14 protein-coding genes and 1 tRNA gene are annotated in these 14237 nt (G+C 74.3%); 9 read left to right on the forward strand and 6 right to left on the reverse strand.

Translation table 11 applies throughout. The annotated features are described in order from the left end of the window. Positions 1–58 precede the first annotated feature (58 nt). Complete coding sequence (locus tag ACZ6I1_RS26720) at positions 59–880, reverse strand: class I SAM-dependent methyltransferase (protein ID WP_469291277.1); 822 nt, start codon at positions 878–880, stop codon at positions 59–61. Between the two features lie 296 nt (positions 881–1176). Between ACZ6I1_RS26720 and ACZ6I1_RS26725 the strand changes: the two genes are divergently transcribed. The 5 genes from ACZ6I1_RS26725 to ACZ6I1_RS26745 all read left to right on the forward strand — a co-directional run bounded on the left by ACZ6I1_RS26725 (position 1177) and on the right by ACZ6I1_RS26745 (position 7557). Then, complete coding sequence (locus tag ACZ6I1_RS26725; RefSeq protein WP_469291279.1) at positions 1177–2745, forward strand: SDR family oxidoreductase; 1569 nt, start codon at positions 1177–1179, stop codon at positions 2743–2745. Positions 2746–2829: 84 nt separating this feature from the next. Beyond that, positions 2830–4203 (forward strand): cryptochrome/photolyase family protein, encoded by a 1374-nt coding sequence (locus ACZ6I1_RS26730; RefSeq protein WP_469291281.1) that lies wholly within the window; start codon positions 2830–2832, stop codon positions 4201–4203. A gap of 163 nt (positions 4204–4366) precedes the next feature. Further along, positions 4367–5215, forward strand: coding sequence for a heavy metal-responsive transcriptional regulator (locus tag ACZ6I1_RS26735; protein ID WP_469291283.1), 849 nt, complete (start codon positions 4367–4369; stop codon positions 5213–5215). 96 nt (positions 5216–5311) lie between these two features. Continuing rightward, entirely contained in the window at positions 5312–6271 is a 960-nt protein-coding gene (locus ACZ6I1_RS26740; RefSeq protein WP_469291396.1) for an arsenic resistance protein, read from the forward strand. Between the two features lie 77 nt (positions 6272–6348). Beyond that, positions 6349–7557: an FAD-dependent monooxygenase gene (locus ACZ6I1_RS26745; RefSeq protein ID WP_469291285.1), complete on the forward strand. Its 1209-nt coding sequence runs from the start codon at positions 6349–6351 to the stop codon at positions 7555–7557. Positions 7558–7701: 144 nt separating this feature from the next. On the opposite strand, the gene ACZ6I1_RS26750 is transcribed toward ACZ6I1_RS26745, so the two are convergent. Then, a complete protein-coding gene (locus ACZ6I1_RS26750) occupies positions 7702–8178 on the reverse strand; it encodes a hypothetical protein (protein WP_469291287.1) in 477 nt (158 codons plus the stop codon). 276 nt (positions 8179–8454) lie between these two features. Between ACZ6I1_RS26750 and ACZ6I1_RS26755 the strand changes: the two genes are divergently transcribed. From ACZ6I1_RS26755 to ACZ6I1_RS26765, 3 genes are read left to right on the forward strand one after another with little or no spacing between them, the layout of a single operon-like run. Continuing rightward, positions 8455–9501 carry a DUF3995 domain-containing protein gene (locus tag ACZ6I1_RS26755; RefSeq protein WP_469291289.1) on the forward strand — a complete coding sequence of 349 codons (1047 nt, stop codon included), beginning with the start codon at positions 8455–8457 and terminating at the stop codon, positions 9499–9501. After that, positions 9498–10019: an RNA polymerase sigma factor gene (locus ACZ6I1_RS26760; RefSeq protein WP_469291291.1), complete on the forward strand. Its 522-nt coding sequence runs from the start codon at positions 9498–9500 to the stop codon at positions 10017–10019. Before ACZ6I1_RS26755 ends, ACZ6I1_RS26760 begins: the two co-directional genes overlap by 4 nt. After that, positions 10016–10495: a hypothetical protein gene (locus tag ACZ6I1_RS26765; protein WP_469291293.1), complete on the forward strand. Its 480-nt coding sequence runs from the start codon at positions 10016–10018 to the stop codon at positions 10493–10495. Before ACZ6I1_RS26760 ends, ACZ6I1_RS26765 begins: the two co-directional genes overlap by 4 nt. A gap of 48 nt (positions 10496–10543) precedes the next feature. Here the strand turns inward: ACZ6I1_RS26765 and ACZ6I1_RS26770 are convergent, their stop codons facing one another. The 4 genes from ACZ6I1_RS26770 to ACZ6I1_RS26785 form a co-directional block, all read right to left on the reverse strand. Next, complete coding sequence (locus tag ACZ6I1_RS26770; RefSeq protein ID WP_469291295.1) at positions 10544–11395, reverse strand: MBL fold metallo-hydrolase; 852 nt, start codon at positions 11393–11395, stop codon at positions 10544–10546. A gap of 91 nt (positions 11396–11486) precedes the next feature. Further along, positions 11487–11561: transfer RNA gene (locus ACZ6I1_RS26775), tRNA-Trp, on the reverse strand. 50 nt (positions 11562–11611) lie between these two features. Next, positions 11612–12088 (reverse strand): MarR family transcriptional regulator, encoded by a 477-nt coding sequence (locus tag ACZ6I1_RS26780; RefSeq protein WP_469291297.1) that lies wholly within the window; start codon positions 12086–12088, stop codon positions 11612–11614. Beyond that, on the reverse strand, positions 12085–12579 hold the full coding sequence (locus tag ACZ6I1_RS26785) for a MarR family winged helix-turn-helix transcriptional regulator (protein WP_469291299.1): 495 nt from the start codon (positions 12577–12579) through the stop codon (positions 12085–12087). Before ACZ6I1_RS26785 ends, ACZ6I1_RS26780 begins: the two co-directional genes overlap by 4 nt. Before the next feature lie 247 nt (positions 12580–12826). On the opposite strand from ACZ6I1_RS26785, the gene ACZ6I1_RS26790 reads away from it, so the two are divergent. After that, the gene (locus tag ACZ6I1_RS26790) at positions 12827–14212 is read left to right on the forward strand and encodes a (2,3-dihydroxybenzoyl)adenylate synthase (protein WP_469291300.1); all 1386 of its coding nucleotides are present in this window, start codon (positions 12827–12829) and stop codon (positions 14210–14212) included. Positions 14213–14237: the final 25 nt, after the last annotated feature.

Consider the following 14237-nt stretch of genomic DNA (forward strand, 5'->3'; position numbering starts at 1 on the left):
GGTCCCGCATCCGGAGAAGGCCGGCGGAGGCTGACCGCATGCCGGGGAGACGCGGACGTCACGCGGACGGGGTCTCCTCGGGCTTCCACCCCCAGGCCGTGAGCATCCCCGGCGACAGACCGGTGCACTGGGGCGAGTCCAGGTAGCGCAGCGCCTCGTCGAGCCCGGCGTCGTCGACCAGCCCCGTCGCGACCATGGCCGCCCGTGCCCGTTCCCAGGTGTCGGCCCAGAAGCGGCTGATCGCGCTGCCGGGCAGGAGCGGGGGTACGTGGATCTCGGCCGTCACCGCCTCGAGCCCGGCCGCTCGCAGCCCCTCGGTACGGTGCGGCACCTGGGAGACGTCGGTCCCGATGCTCTCGCGCAGCCCCTGCCACATGGCCCGCATGGCGCGCGTGTACGGGGTCACGGCCGCCGACTCCGTGGTCAGGTCGACCGCGTCGCTGACCACCAGCACCCCGCCCGGCACGAGCAGTCCGGCGAGCCGGGAGAGCATCTGCTGCGCGGCGGGCAGGTGCATGAGCACGAACCGGGCGTGGACCAGGCCGAACCGTCCGGGGGAGAAGTCCTCGGAGGTGATGTCCGCCTCGAGCGCGGTCAGTCCTGGCACGGGGTGCGCGGTGAGGAACCGTACGTCGCGGTCGACCGCGAGGACCCGCGCCACGCCCGCCTCGCCGAGCAGCCGCCGCGCCACCGTGCCCGTTCCCGCACCCACCTCCAGGCAGGTCCAGCCCGGTCCCGCGCCGAGTTGGCGGAGCCGGGCCATGGTCGTCTCGTCGTAGGTGACGGCCCCCAGGTCGATGCGGTCGTCCTCGCCCCGGTCCCCGGGACGGAAGACCCGCTCACCGTAACGGCCCCCGCTCGAGGGCCCCGCACCGGCCATGCGGCCATTGTCACAAGCGGCGGCGGCTGCCACATGTCGTGTGGCGATGAGCGATGGGGTGCGCCTCCCGACGGGGGTCGGGCCGCCCCACTACGCTGACGGAATGAGCCTCCACCAGGACGCCGCCGAGGGCCGCAGCCGCGCCCCCGGCGACGCGGGCCTGAGCACCGCAGCCGCGGCCGGGCGGCTCGGAGCCTCCGCGAGGGCACCGCGGCCCCGGGAGCGCGGGCCCCTCGCGCGAAGTGGGGCAGACACGGACCGGTACGCGGACGATGCCGCCCGGAGCGGAGGCGTCCATGTCCGCACACCGTGACGCAGCCCGCCCCGGCAACGAGCCGACGCAACGGCCCGGGCCGCTGTCGTGCCTGGTCACCGGTGCCGGCGGCTATATCGGCGGCCGTCTCGTGCCCGAGCTGCTGGACGCGGGACACACCGTACGGTGCCTGGCGCGGTCCCCCGAGCGGTTGCGCGACCACACCTGGGCCGGCCGGGTCGAAGTCGTGCGGGGCGACGTCACCGACGCCGAGTCGACCGGCGCCGCCCTCCGGGGAGTCGACGTCGCCTACTACCTCGTGCACTCGCTGGACTCCGGGCGCTCCTTCGAGGAGCGGGACCGCGCGGCGGCCCGTACGTTCGCCGACGAGGCCCGTGCGGCGGGCGTACGGCGCATCGTGTACCTGGGCGGGCTGGTGCCCGCCGGGGTGCCGGCCCGCCGCCTGTCCCCGCACCTGCGCTCGCGCGCCGAGGTCGGGGAGGTCTTCCTGGCGGGCGAGGTCCCGGCGACGGTGCTGCGCGCGGCCGTCGTCATCGGCTCCGGCTCCGCGTCGTTCGAGATGCTGCGCTACCTGACGGAGCGGCTCCCGGTCATGGTCACCCCGAGCTGGGTGGGCACCCGGGTCCAGCCGATCGCCGTCCGCGACGTCCTGCGCTACCTCGTGGGCAGCGCGACCATGCCCGCCGACGTGAACCGGTCCTTCGACATCGGCGGACCGGACGTCCTGACGTACGAGGAGATGATGCGGCGCTACGCCGCCGTCGCCGGCCTGCCCCACCGGCTGATCCTGCGGGTGCCCATGCTCACCCCGCGCCTGTCCAGCCACTGGATCGGCCTGGTCACCCCGGTCCCGCGCGGCCTGGCCCGGCCGCTCGCCGAATCGCTGCGCCACGAGGTGGTCTGCGACGAGCACGACGTGGCCCGCTACGTACCCGACCCGCCCGGCACCCCCATCCCCTTCGACCGGGCGCTCGCCCTGGCCCTCCAGCGGGTCCGCGAGGCCAACGTGACCACCCGCTGGTCCAGCGCCTCCCTGCCGGGCGCGCCGAGCGATCCGCTGCCCACCGACCCGGACTGGGCGGGCGGCAGCCTCTACACCGACCACCGGACCCGGGCCACCAGCGCCTCCCCGCAGGCCCTGTGGAAGATCATCGAGGGAGTCGGGGGCGACAACGGCTGGTACTCCTTCCCGCTCGCGTGGGCGGTCCGCGGCTGGCTCGACCGGCTCGTCGGCGGAGCCGGCATCCGCCGCGGCCGCCGCGACGCGTCCCGGCTGCGGGTGGGCGACTCGCTGGACTTCTGGCGGGTCGAGGAGATCGAGCCGGGCCGGCTGCTGCGGCTGCGCGCGGAGATGCGGCTACCGGGACTGGCCTGGCTGGAGATGTACGCCGACCCGCACCCGGGGCCTTCCGCACCGGGCGGCGCGTCCTACCGGCAACGCGCGCTCTTCCATCCCCACGGGCTGCTCGGCCACCTCTACTGGTGGAGCGTGGCCCCCTTCCACGCCCTGGTCTTCGGCGGCATGGCCCGCAACATCACCCGGGCCGCCGAACGCACCGACACCGGTCCTCCCACGCCCGACGGAGAGTGAGGGGCGTCCGGGGACATCCGGCACGCCCTCGGCGCGGCACACCCCACGGCCGGCAGCCGTCCTACCGATGCGGAGTGCGCCCCCATGACCGTCGCGATCGTCCTCTACACCTCCGACCTGCGCGTGCACGACCACCCGCCCCTGCGCGCCGCCCTCTCGTCCGCGCAGGAGGTGGTGCCGCTGTTCGTCCGCGACAGCCGCATCGGGGCGGCCGGCTTCGACGCCCCCAACCGGCAGGCCTTCCTCGCCGACTGCCTCGCCGATCTCGACGCCGGGCTGCGCGCCCGCGGCGGCCGGCTGGTCCTGAGGGCGGGTGACCCGGTGGCGGAGGTGGCTGCGGTGGCGCGCGAAGCCGGCGCCCGGGAGGTCCACATGGCCGCCGGCGCGAGCGCGTACGCCCATGCCCGCGAGGCACGCCTGCGCGCTGCCCTGGAGCCGGAGGGCCGGCGGCTGTACGTACACGACACGGTCGTCACCGCCGTGGCTCCCGGTGCGGCGACCCCGGCCGGCTCCGACCACTTCGCCGTCTTCACCCCGTACTTCCGGCGCTGGGCCGGGCTGCCGCTCCGGGCCGAGGCGGCCGCACCGCGCCGCGTGCCCGTTCCCCGGGGGATCGCCTCGCAGGACCTGCCCGCGGGGGCCGCCGTCCAGGGTGTCTCCGCCCTCCTGGCCCGCGGCGGTGAGTCCGAGGGCCGGGCGCTGCTCACCCGCTGGCTGGGCGGCGGCATCCGGCAGTACGCCGACACCCAGGACGTCCTGGCCGCCGACGCGACCTCGCGGCTCTCCCCGCACCTGCACTTCGGCACGGTCTCGGCCGCCGAGATCGTCCGGCGCGCCCGTCAGCGGGGCGGCCCCGGAGCGGAGGCCTTCGTACGCCAGATCTGCTGGCGGGACTTCCACCACCAAGTGCTCTCCGCACGCCCCGACACCGCCACCGCGGACTACCGGCCCCGCCACGACCGCTGGCGCACCGAACGGGACGCGGCGGAGGAGATCCAGGCCTGGCGCGAGGGCCGCACGGGCTACCCGGTCATCGACGCGGGCATGCGCCAACTGCGCCAGGAGGGCTGGATGCACAACCGGGCCAGGCTGCTGACCGCGAGCTTCCTGACCAAGACGCTGTACGTGGACTGGCGCATCGGAGCGCGGCACTTCCTCGACCTGCTCGTCGACGGAGACCTCGCCAACAACCAGCTCAACTGGCAGTGGGTCGCCGGAACCGGTACGGACACCCGCCCCAACCGGGTCCTCAACCCGCTCAGGCAGGCCCGCCGCTTCGACCCGGACGGTGCCTACGTGCGGCGCTGGGTCCCCGAACTCGCCGGCCTGCCCGTCCCGTACGTCCACGAGCCGTGGAAGCTCGCAGGCGCCGAGCGTGCCGGGATCGACTACCCGGACCCGCTGGTGGACCTGACGGACGCGCTCGGCCGGTTCCGCCACGGCCGGGGTCTCGACTGATCCGCCGACCGCCGACCGCCGACCGCCGACCGCCGACCGCCGACCGCCGACCGCCGACCGCCGACCGCCGACCGCCGACCGCCGACCGCCGACCGCTGATCCGCGCGGTGGGCTCTGACCGCGCTTGACCTTCGAGTCGGGTGGAAGGTCTACCGTCGGTGGTGTGACGACCTACCGCATATCGCAGCTGGCCGAACGCGCCGGTGTTCCGGCGACGACGCTGCGCTTCTACGAGACGGCCGGGCTGCTGCCGGCGGAGCGGACCGCGTCCGGATACCGCGTGTACGGGGAGGACGCGGTGGAGCGGCTGGAGTTCGTCGCCTCCGCGAAGCTGCTGGGCCTGGCGCTGGAGGAGATCCGCGCACTCCTGGACGTCCGCGAGGAGGGCGTCTGCGCCTCGGTGCGGGCCCGGATGCTGCCCCTGCTCGCCGACCGGATCAGGGACACGGACCGCCGGATCGCGGAGCTGCGCGCGTTCTCCGCCCGCCTGGCCGCCGTGCGCACCGCGATGTCCGGTCCGGCGCCGGCCGGGGGGTGCGGCCCGGACTGCGGCTGTACCACCGCCTCCGGCCCGGCCGGTCCGGTGTCGGTGCCGCTGCCGGTCGCGCTCGCACCGACCCGCCGTGCACCCGAGCCGGAACCGGGCGGGGAGGCGTGGCGGGACGCCCCGGTCGTCTGCGCGCTCGGCGGCGCCGAGCTGGGCGCGCGTGCCGAGGAATGGCGCGCGCTGGTCGCGAAGGCCGACCGTCGTGAGGAGACCGCCGACGGACTGGGGCTGTTCTTCCCGCCGGACGCCGAGCTCGCCGGACGGATCGCGGAGCTCGCCGCGGCCGAGCAGGACTGCTGTTCCTTCTTCGACTTCACCCTGCACCTGACTCCCGCCGCCCTCCGGCTGGACGTGCGCGCACCCGAGAGCGCCGCCGGGATGCTGGCCGAGCTCTTCGGAGCGCCAGACCGGGACGGCACCGGCCGGTCCCCGTCGCGGTACCGGGGCACGGCCCGTGACCTGTGAGGATGGGCGGGCGGCTGCCGGCGGGGCGGACCGCCGCGTGGGTACGAGGGAGAAACCGCAGTGTCGGAGCGGGGACCGCGGGGCCTGGCCGAGCGGATGGAACACCACCAGGTCGCGATCTACCTTGCCGCGATGGCCGCCGGCGCGCTGCTGGGCCGGCTCGCGCCCGCCGCCGGTCCGGGGCTGGCACACGCGATCAACCCCGTCCTCGGTGCCCTGCTGCTCGTCACCTTCCTCCAGGTCCCGGCCGCCGAGCTGGTCCGCTCCCTGCGTGACGGGCGCTTCCTGGCCGCCGCCCTCGTGGTGAACTTCGTGGTCGTGCCACTGGTCGTGGCCGCGATGTTCGCTTTCCTCCCCGCGGACCAGGCCGTCCGGGTCGGGGTCCTGCTCGTACTGATGTGCCCGTGCGTGGACTACGTGATCGTCTTCTCCGGGCTCGCCGGGGGCTCCAGCCGCCGCCTGCTCGCTGCCACCCCCTTCCTCCTGACCGCGCAGATGCTGCTGCTCCCGGGCTTCCTCTACCTGTTCATGGGCCCCTCTCTGGCCGAGGTCGTGGACGTCGCACCGTTCGTGGAGGCCTTCGTCGCACTGATCGTCCTCCCGCTCGCCCTCGCCTGGGCGCTGCAAGGGTGGGCCGCGCGCCGCCCTGCGGGGCGGAAGGCCGCCGACGTCGCGAGCACCACGATGGTGCCGCTGATGGCGGCGACGCTGCTGACCGTGGTCGCCTCCCAGGTCCCCGCGATCGGGAACGGGCTCGGCGATGTCGCCGCCGTCGTGCCCTTCTACGCCGCCTTCCTCGTGATCATGGCCTTCGCGGGGAAGGCCGTGGCCCGCCTGTTCCGGCTCCCTGCCCCGGCCGGGCGCGCGATCGTCTTCAGCGGCGCCACCCGCAATTCCCTCGTCGTGCTGCCCTTGGCGCTGGCCCTGCCCGACGCCCTCGCCGTCGCCGCGGTCGTCGTGGTCACCCAGACCCTCGTCGAAGTCCTCGGCATGGTCGCGTACGTCCGCCTGGTCCCCCGCCTCGTCCCCGGAGACACCTCGGCTCTACAGTTGTAGAGGCTCGGACTCTACAGCTGTAGAGTCTGGGTCTTGTGGCTGTACGAAGGTGCTCGAACCGAAAGGAAGGGTGTTCCATGCCGATACGTCACGCGGTGGTGGCCGGGGCCGGAATCGGCGGCCTCACGGCCGCCCTCGCACTGCACCGCCGGGGCTGGCGGGTCACCGTCTGCGAACGCGCTCCCCAACTTCCCGTCACCGGCGCCGGTATCGGCCTCGCCCCCAACGCCCTGCGCGCGCTCGACGCCATCGGCGTGGACGCCGCTCACGCCGCCGGCAGCGCCGTACCCGCCGCGATGGGTCTGCGCCGCTCCGACGGCCGTTGGCTCAGCCGGGTCGCCACCGCGGACATGGCGGCGCACTACGGAATGCCGCCGATCGCCGTCCCGCGCCCGGCCTTCACCGCCGCCCTGGCCGCAGCGCTGCCGCCGGACGCCCTCCGCTACGGGACCGAGGTGACCGGCGTCGACGACGCCGCGGGCCGCCCGACCGTCCGTACGGCCTCCGGCCCCGGCCTTCCGGCCGATCTGGTCGTCGCCGCCGACGGGATCCACAGCCCGCTGCGCCGCGCGTACTTCCCCGGCCACCCCGGCCTGCACTACCTCGGCGAGACCGCGTGGCGGACCGTCGTGGACGCCCCGGACCTGCGGATACCGGCGATGAGCGAAACCTGGGGCCGGGGGGAGCGGTTCGGCGTGACCCCGCTCTCCGACGGCCGGTACTACCTGTACGCCACCGGAGTCGGTCCGGCCGGCGTCCGGGCAGCCGACGCCCGCGCCGAACTCCGCCGCCGGTTCGGTTCCTGGCACGACCCGATACCGGCCCTGCTGGACCGGATCGACCGCCTCGACCCCGCCGACCTCCTCTGCAACGACCTCTACGATCTGGCCGGCCCGCTCCCGCGCCTGCACCACGGCCGGATCGCCTGGCTCGGCGACGCCGCCCACGCGATGGCCCCCAACCTCGGGCAGGGCGGCTGCCAGGCCATCGAGGACGCGGTGGTCCTCGCCCACCTGCTTCCCGCCGGAGACGCCGGTGACGCCGGTGACGCCGGAGAGGGGGGAGCCGGCGCCGGCTCCGTCCCGGCCGCCCTCGCCGCGTACACCGCCGCCCGCCGCGACCGCACCGACGCCATCCGCGTCCGCGCCCGCCGGATGGGCCGCCTGGGCACCCTGCGCAACCCGCTCGCGGCGGCGGCCCGCGACCTCGCCGTCCGTGCGACCCCCGCCCCCCTGGCCCTGCGCGGCATGGACGACCTCTTCAACGGCTTCCGCCTCCCCGGGTGACGGGGCGGCGCCGCCATCGGGCCCCCGGCCGACGGTGCTGACAGCACGAGGCCCCGGGACGCGCGTCCCGGGGCCTCGTGCTGTCACTTCGCTGACCGCCCGGTTCAACGACCGGCCGGACGGAGGGTCACGCCCGGAGTCGCCTCAGGATGACGCGGGGGTGGGTGCCGTGGGTGTCGTGGGTGTCGTGGGGGTGGACGAGTTATCGCCGTCCAGGCACAGCAGCGACACGGCCACCGGCGCCTGGAGCCCCTGCGCCGGCGTGCCCGGGAAGCCGGCCATGGCCGTCCAGTTGCTCTTCTTGAGGGTCAGCGTTTCGCCGCCCATGTCAGGGCCGGCCTGCCAGCCGTGCTCGGAACGGGCCCGTGCGAAGGCTGCCTTCAGGGCGGCGTCCACGGTCTCCGGCGCATGCCGTCCCGAGAGCCGTTCGACGCACCTGCCCCGTACGTTCGAGGGTTCCCTCTCCACCGTGATGCCCTCCGCGGCCAGTATCGACGTCATCTCCGACACGACCGTGTCCGCGGGCAGCAGGGGACCGGAGAAACGCGGGGGCAGGGGGCCGAGGTCCTCCAGCGGATGGGCGCAGGCCGTCGCCGACGCCGTGATCAGTGAAACCGCCATGACCAGGGACGCCAGGCCCGAGCGCTGCGGTCGCAGTCGCGGTCGCCGTCGCACGATGGTGTCCGTCCTCTCTGTTCTCTGCACGGCCGTACAGTCTCCCATCCGGCTGATCTTGACGGACCGTCGGCCGCGGATACGCGGGCCCATCGGCGCGCGGCGAGCCCGATGTCCGTCTGGTGCCGGCCCGTTGGTGTGACGGGGCGCACAGGGAACGTTCTCCCGGTGCGCCCCCTCCTTCGGGTGTTGGTTCTCCGACCCACACCCCTGGGAGTCTCCGTGGTCGATCCTGTTCGCCGCCGCCGGGCCGGCAGGGCGCTCGCCGCCCTGTTCGCCGTCGACGGTCTCGTGCACCTGTACTGGGCCACCGGTCTGACCTGGCCCGCCGCCGACGAGCGGGCGCTGTCCCTGGCCGTGATCGGCGGCGAGGTGTCCTTCGCGCCGCGCGTCGTGCTCCCGCTCGCGCTGGTCGGGCTCACGACCTCCGCCGTGCTGCTCGCGCGGGGGAGCGGGCGGGGCGGGTGGTTCGCCGCCGCCGCGGCCTGGACGGTCACCGCCGGTTTGCTGGCGCGCGGGCTGCTGGGCCTGTTGTGGGTGTCCGGCGCCGGTGACGGGGCCGCCGGGCCGGCGTTCTCCTGGTTGAACCTGCTGCTGTGGACCCCGCTGTGCCTCGGCTTCGCCTGGATCGCGGCGACGGGGCTGCTCGATCCGCTGCCCCGCAGGCTCCTCGCGCTGCCCGTCGCCGTCGTGGCCCTGCTCGCGGGGACGGCGTACGGGTACCAGCCGGCGGAGCGGCGGGATCACACCGCCCCGGCGGACGCGCGGTGGGTGGAGACCGCGGTGGCCCGCTTCCACTCCACGCAGCAGGGCTCCGGCGGCACACCGCTCGTCCTGCTCTCTCCGGGCTCGTCCTGGACTTTCGCCTGGCGCGAGCAGCCACCGGCATCCAGCGGACCGCGCTCGCCGGGAAACTCGTGGAGCGGGGGCTGGGCCCTGGCGTACGCCCAGCGGCACCCGGAGCAGGTGACGGACGCGATCGTGGACGCCGCCTGGGCGCCGGGCACGCGCGACACCAACCGGCGTGCCGTGTACCGGCTCGAGCGCGGCCTGGACTGGCGGGAGACGGAGGCCGCCCTGCCGGAGACCCGGCAGCCGGTCCTCGTCCTGTGGGGCCGCCAGGACTCCGTGCTCCCCGCCCGGCAGGCCGCCCGCTTCGGCCAACTCCTCCCGGACGCACCGGTGTCGGCCCTGGAGGGTTGCGGCCACGCGCTGATGCTGGACTGCCCCGACCGGGTGAACGCCGCCATGGAAGAGTTCCTGAGGTGAACGAACCGCCAACCGGGGACGGATGGGAGCGGGGGGTGGCGCTGGCCCGGGCGGCCCGCGCCGGGAACACCCTCGCGCTGCACGAACTCCTCGACCACCTGACCCCGTACATCTCCCGGATCTGCCGTCCCATCGCACTGGACGACGGGCCGGACGCCACCCAGGAGACCCTCCTGGCCGTGTTCCGGTCGCTGCGGTCGATGAAGGATCCGCAGGCGCTGTACGCGTGGGTGCGGGCGATCGCCGTCCGGGAGGCGGTGCGGACCGCCCGGCGGGCCGCGCGCGCCCGGCCGGCCGCGCCGGTGGACCTGCCAGGGCCCGGGGATCCGCAGCTCGCGGCGGACATCGACGACGTCCTCGCGCGGCTCTCGCCCGAACACCGGGCGGTGCTGGTACTGCGGGACGTGGAGGGCCTGGACGAGGAGGCGGCCGCGGCCCTGCTCGGTGTGCCGGTCGGCACCGCCAAATCCCGGCTGCACCGGGCCCGTACGAGCTTCAGGAAGGCGTGGTTCGCATGACCGAGACCGAGATCGACCCCGTACGGCGGCTGCACGTCATGGCGGCCGCGGTGCGCGGGGCCCGCGTCGCCGAACACGTGGTCCCGGCACCGTTCGAGGAGGTGTGGCCGGTGATGGCGCAGCTGGACTTCCTCCCCGATCTGCACCGGATCCGCGTGCGGGTCATCGACGGCGACAGCGACAGCGACCGCGTCGAGGCGACGGCCCGCAGCACGTACGGCTTCCGGGCACGGCTACGGGGCTTCCGCCGGCCCGGCTGGTGCTGGCTGCAGAGCCGGTTCCTGATCGTGGGCGTCGCGGCCGCCCCGACGCCGGACGGCACCGGCACGCGGCTCGCCCTCACGGGCGGCGTCCGCGTCCCCACCCGGGCGGCGGTGGTGCCCTTCGGCACCCTGCGCGAGCTGACCACCGCGGCGCACCGGCTCGAAGCCCGGGTGTGCGGCGCCGCGGCACGGCCGGGCGGCCGTAGCGGTTGATCGCACCCGGATCGCGCAGCGGATGCCGACGCCGCGCGGCGGCGCCGCTCACGTCCCCGATGGCCGCGGCTGCTCCGGCGGAACCGAGCTCTCGGCAACGGCCATCCACTGGTCCAGGTCGGACTGGGTGAACTCCGTCCACGGTGGGAGTTCCGGGAGCCGGCGCAGGAGGTCGTAGGCCTCGGGGATCTGGCGGCCGCGCAGGACGGGGCAGTGGCAGCCGGCGATGACCTCGGCGTTCAGGTGTTGGAAGCCGGTGACGACGGTCCCGAACTTCTGGGCGTCCACCAGGGCGACCCAGGGGGAGACCAGCCTTCCACCGAAGAACTGGCCGTCGCGGAACTCGTCCGGCGACAGTGCTGCTGTTTCGGGCATGGGGGTCGGCACGTTCGTGGCGAAGGTGTCGACGGCCCACAGGACGTTGGTCTTCGAGTCGAAGAGCGCGCGGGTCGTGGGGTTGTCGTACAGGGGTGGTCGCTTGGCGACCAGGGTGCGGTCGCCCGCGTCGATCGTGTCGCCGTCGGTCATGAAGCGGCACCGGTTGATGGGAGTCTCCCACTCCTCGGCCATGCGACCGATGGAGAACCATGTCGTCAGCAGCGTCGCGTTCGGGCATTCCGCGAGGACCGCCAGGAGGTTGCCGGCGTGGTCGCGGTCGTCGTGGGTGAGGAAGATCCACCGTACGTCGAGAGGATCCACGACCGACCAGGCTGCCTCCAGCCACTGGGCGCGCACTGCGGGCGCGCCGGTGTCCACGAGGACCGGTTCGGCTCCCCGGATCACCATCGAATTCATCGGGAAGTGGCCTACCGGTGGGGCCTCGAGGGCCCACGGGATGACGAACGTCTCCTCGGCGATCTTGTACGGCTGTAGCAGGCTGAAGCTTTCCGTGGCGGTCATCGCTGCTCTCCTCAGGACGGAGTCGCCGCAGCGTCCATGAATCCAGTGCAGCCCCGTCCCGGGCCGTCGTCAAACGCACCGATCGTGAGGACGGAGCCGACCGGATTCGAACCGGCGTCCTCGCGGTTGTGGAGACCGCGCGCGACGACCTCTGCGCTACGGCTCCGTCCCGCCGGGCATCTTAGCCAGTGGCTGCAGCCGCAGCCCGGCCGCCGGTCAGGGGTTCAGCGCCGCGAGCTCCGCGTCGGCGCGTTCGGTGACCAGGGCGAGGACGCGCCCGGCGGCGGCCAGGTCCTCGGCGGGGATCCCGCCCCAGATGCGGGCGCTGACGGGGGCGGTCTCGGCGCCGACGGCGGCGAGCAGTTCCCGCCCCGCGTCCGTGGGGCGAAGGTGCGCGCCTTCCACGGCGAGCAGATGCCGGTCCAGCAGCGCGTCCAGAGCGGCGCGGATGTCGGCCGGATCCGCCTTGAGGGAACCCTCGACCCGGGTGACGAGATCGTCCGGCGACAGCGGGGCGTCGGCGGTGACCGCGGCACGCAGGGCGATCTGCTGCGGGAACGTGATGCCGTGCCGGGCCAGGACGTGCTCCAGGACTCCGCGGGCGGCGTAGTGGGCCAGGCCGAGGGCGCGGGAGTCGGCGACGGGTGCGGTGGCGGCGGCGGAAGCAGCGGTGGTGGAAGCAGCGGTGGTCATGGTGTTGTCTCCTGAGTGCTCTCGTCGTGCGGTACGGAGGGAGCGAGAGGTGCGTCGAGCAGGGCCGTCAGCTCGTCGGTGAACGCGCGTGTCCGCGCGGCGTCGAGGCCGCCGAGCGGCTCCAGCAACTGCTGGAGCAGTTCCTGGACCACACCGATGGCCCGCCGGGTGACGGCCTGGCCCTGCTCGGTGAGGGCGAGCTGTACGGCGCGCGGGTCGCGGGGATCGCGGGTGCGCTCGATCAGACCGGCCGACTCCAGGGCGCGCGCCAGCTTCGAGACGTACAGCGCCTCCAGGCCGGTGTGGTCGGCGAGTCGGCGCTGACTGGGCCGCTCGCCGGCGCGCTGCATCCCGTACAGCGACGCGACGAGTGAGTACTGCGCGTGCGTGAGGCCCAGCGGAGCCACCGCGCGATCGACCGCGACGCGCCACTTGTTGGCGAGCCGCCATACCAGGAAGCCGGGCGTCGAGCCCGGTGAAGCCTTGCTCATGAGATATAGAGTACATGGCTACTATGTACATGGCTACTATTTCTGGCGAGGTCGGCGGCTGGACGTCATTCCCCCTGGTCAGGGGCGCGCCTTGGTCGTTCTGCTGAGGAAATCCGGCGTCCCTGGTTCGGACAGCACATTGCGCGCCTGCGTGCCGGTGGATTGGATTGCCAAGATCAAGACGGCGGGGTCGCTTCCGCGCTGCGCGCTGCGCACTGGAGTCGGAAGCCGGCACAGAAGGAAGCGAATGACATCCATGCTCGACGGCTGCACGCCTTGGCCCGAGGAGGCCGTCGACCGCTACTGGGCGGCCGGCCACTGGCGCGGCAACACGCTGGACAACCTGCTGCGCGGCTGGGCGCCGCAGTTCGGGCCGCGGACCGCACTCGTGCACGGCGGCACCCGCATCACGTACGCGGCCCTGAACCGGCGCGTGGACCGCATGGCCGCCGGGTTCCGGCTGCGCGGCCTCCGGCCCGGGCAGCGGGTCGTCGTCCAGCTGCCGAACGTCCCCGAGTTCGTCATCACCGTCTTCGCGCTGATGCGCGCCGGCCTGGTCCCCGTGTTCTGCCCGGTCTCCCACCGCGCGTCCGAGGTGTCCCCCCTCGTGCGGTTCACCCAGGCCGTCGGCTACGTCGGCCCCTCGGTGTACCAAGGCTTCGACCACACGGCGATGGTGGCGGACATCGCGGCGGAAGGGCCGTTCCTGCGACGGGTGTTCACCTTCGAGGAGCCCGGTACCTCCTCCCCGTACGGCGGCCTCACGACCGATCCGGCGGGCTGCCAGTACAGCCCGCTGGGCTCCCTCGACGCCCCGCCCGAGCCGCCGCTCGCGCAGAGCGCCGACCAGGTGGCGTTCCTCCTCCCCTCCGGCACCGGCTCCGGCACAGGCAGTGCCACCACCGCGCCGAAGCTGGTTCCGCGGACCCACAACGACTACGCCTACCAGGCGCAGGCCGCCGCCGAGCTGGTGTCCCTCACCGAGAACGACGTGTACCTCGCCGCGCTGCCCGCCGAGTCCACCTTCGCCTTCGGCTGCCCCGGCATCGTCGGCACCCTCTCCGTCGGCGGCACCGTCGTCCTGGCCGAGGACCCGGGACCCGGCGCATGTCTTCCGGTCATCGAACGGGAGCGGGTCACCATCACGTCGGTGGTGCCCGCGGTCGCCGCATCCTGGCTCGACGCACTTCCCGCGGTCCGGGCCGACGTGAGCAGCCTGCGCCTCGTGCAGATCGGCGGCGCGCCCCCGCACCGGGCGACCGCCGAACGCCTCCGCACCGAATGGGGCTGCCGCCCGCAACAGGTCTTCGGCACGGCCGAGGGGCTGCTCACCCTGACCCGGCCCGACGACCCGGACGAGACCGTGCTGACCACGCACGGCCGCCCGCTCTCGCCCGACGACGAGATCCGCCTCGTGGACGCCGACGGCAAGGACGTGCCCGACGGACAGCCCGGCGAACTCCTCGCGCGCGGCCCGTACACCCTGCGGGGCTACTACCGGGCGCCGGGCCACAACGCAGCTTCCTTCACCGCCGACGGCTACGTCCGCACCGGCCACCGCGCGCGCCGCACCCCGGACGGCAACCTCGTGGTGACCGGCTACCCCGAGGAGGGACCTCCCGCGGCGGGCTGACCATCAAGATCCCCCGGTCCGTGAC

The organism is Streptomyces sp. NPDC046303 (assembly GCF_055588085.1).

Coding starts and splice junctions, on each gene's coding strand:
- ACZ6I1_RS26750 (WP_469291287.1), bottom strand. CDS start 8,178: ATGGCGGTTTCACTGATCACGGCGTCGGCGACGGCCTGCGCCCATCCG.
- ACZ6I1_RS26765 (WP_469291293.1), top strand. CDS start 10,016: ATGACCGAGACCGAGATCGACCCCGTACGGCGGCTGCACGTCATGGCG.
- ACZ6I1_RS26785 (WP_469291299.1), bottom strand. CDS start 12,579: ATGAGCAAGGCTTCACCGGGCTCGACGCCCGGCTTCCTGGTATGGCGG.
- ACZ6I1_RS26745 (WP_469291285.1), top strand. CDS start 6,349: ATGCCGATACGTCACGCGGTGGTGGCCGGGGCCGGAATCGGCGGCCTC.
- ACZ6I1_RS26780 (WP_469291297.1), bottom strand. CDS start 12,088: ATGACCACCGCTGCTTCCACCACCGCTGCTTCCGCCGCCGCCACCGCA.
- ACZ6I1_RS26720 (WP_469291277.1), bottom strand. CDS start 880: ATGGCCGGTGCGGGGCCCTCGAGCGGGGGCCGTTACGGTGAGCGGGTC.
- ACZ6I1_RS26730 (WP_469291281.1), top strand. CDS start 2,830: ATGACCGTCGCGATCGTCCTCTACACCTCCGACCTGCGCGTGCACGAC.
- ACZ6I1_RS26725 (WP_469291279.1), top strand. CDS start 1,177: ATGTCCGCACACCGTGACGCAGCCCGCCCCGGCAACGAGCCGACGCAA.
- ACZ6I1_RS26770 (WP_469291295.1), bottom strand. CDS start 11,395: ATGACCGCCACGGAAAGCTTCAGCCTGCTACAGCCGTACAAGATCGCC.
- ACZ6I1_RS26790 (WP_469291300.1), top strand. CDS start 12,827: ATGACATCCATGCTCGACGGCTGCACGCCTTGGCCCGAGGAGGCCGTC.
- ACZ6I1_RS26740 (WP_469291396.1), top strand. CDS start 5,312: ATGGAACACCACCAGGTCGCGATCTACCTTGCCGCGATGGCCGCCGGC.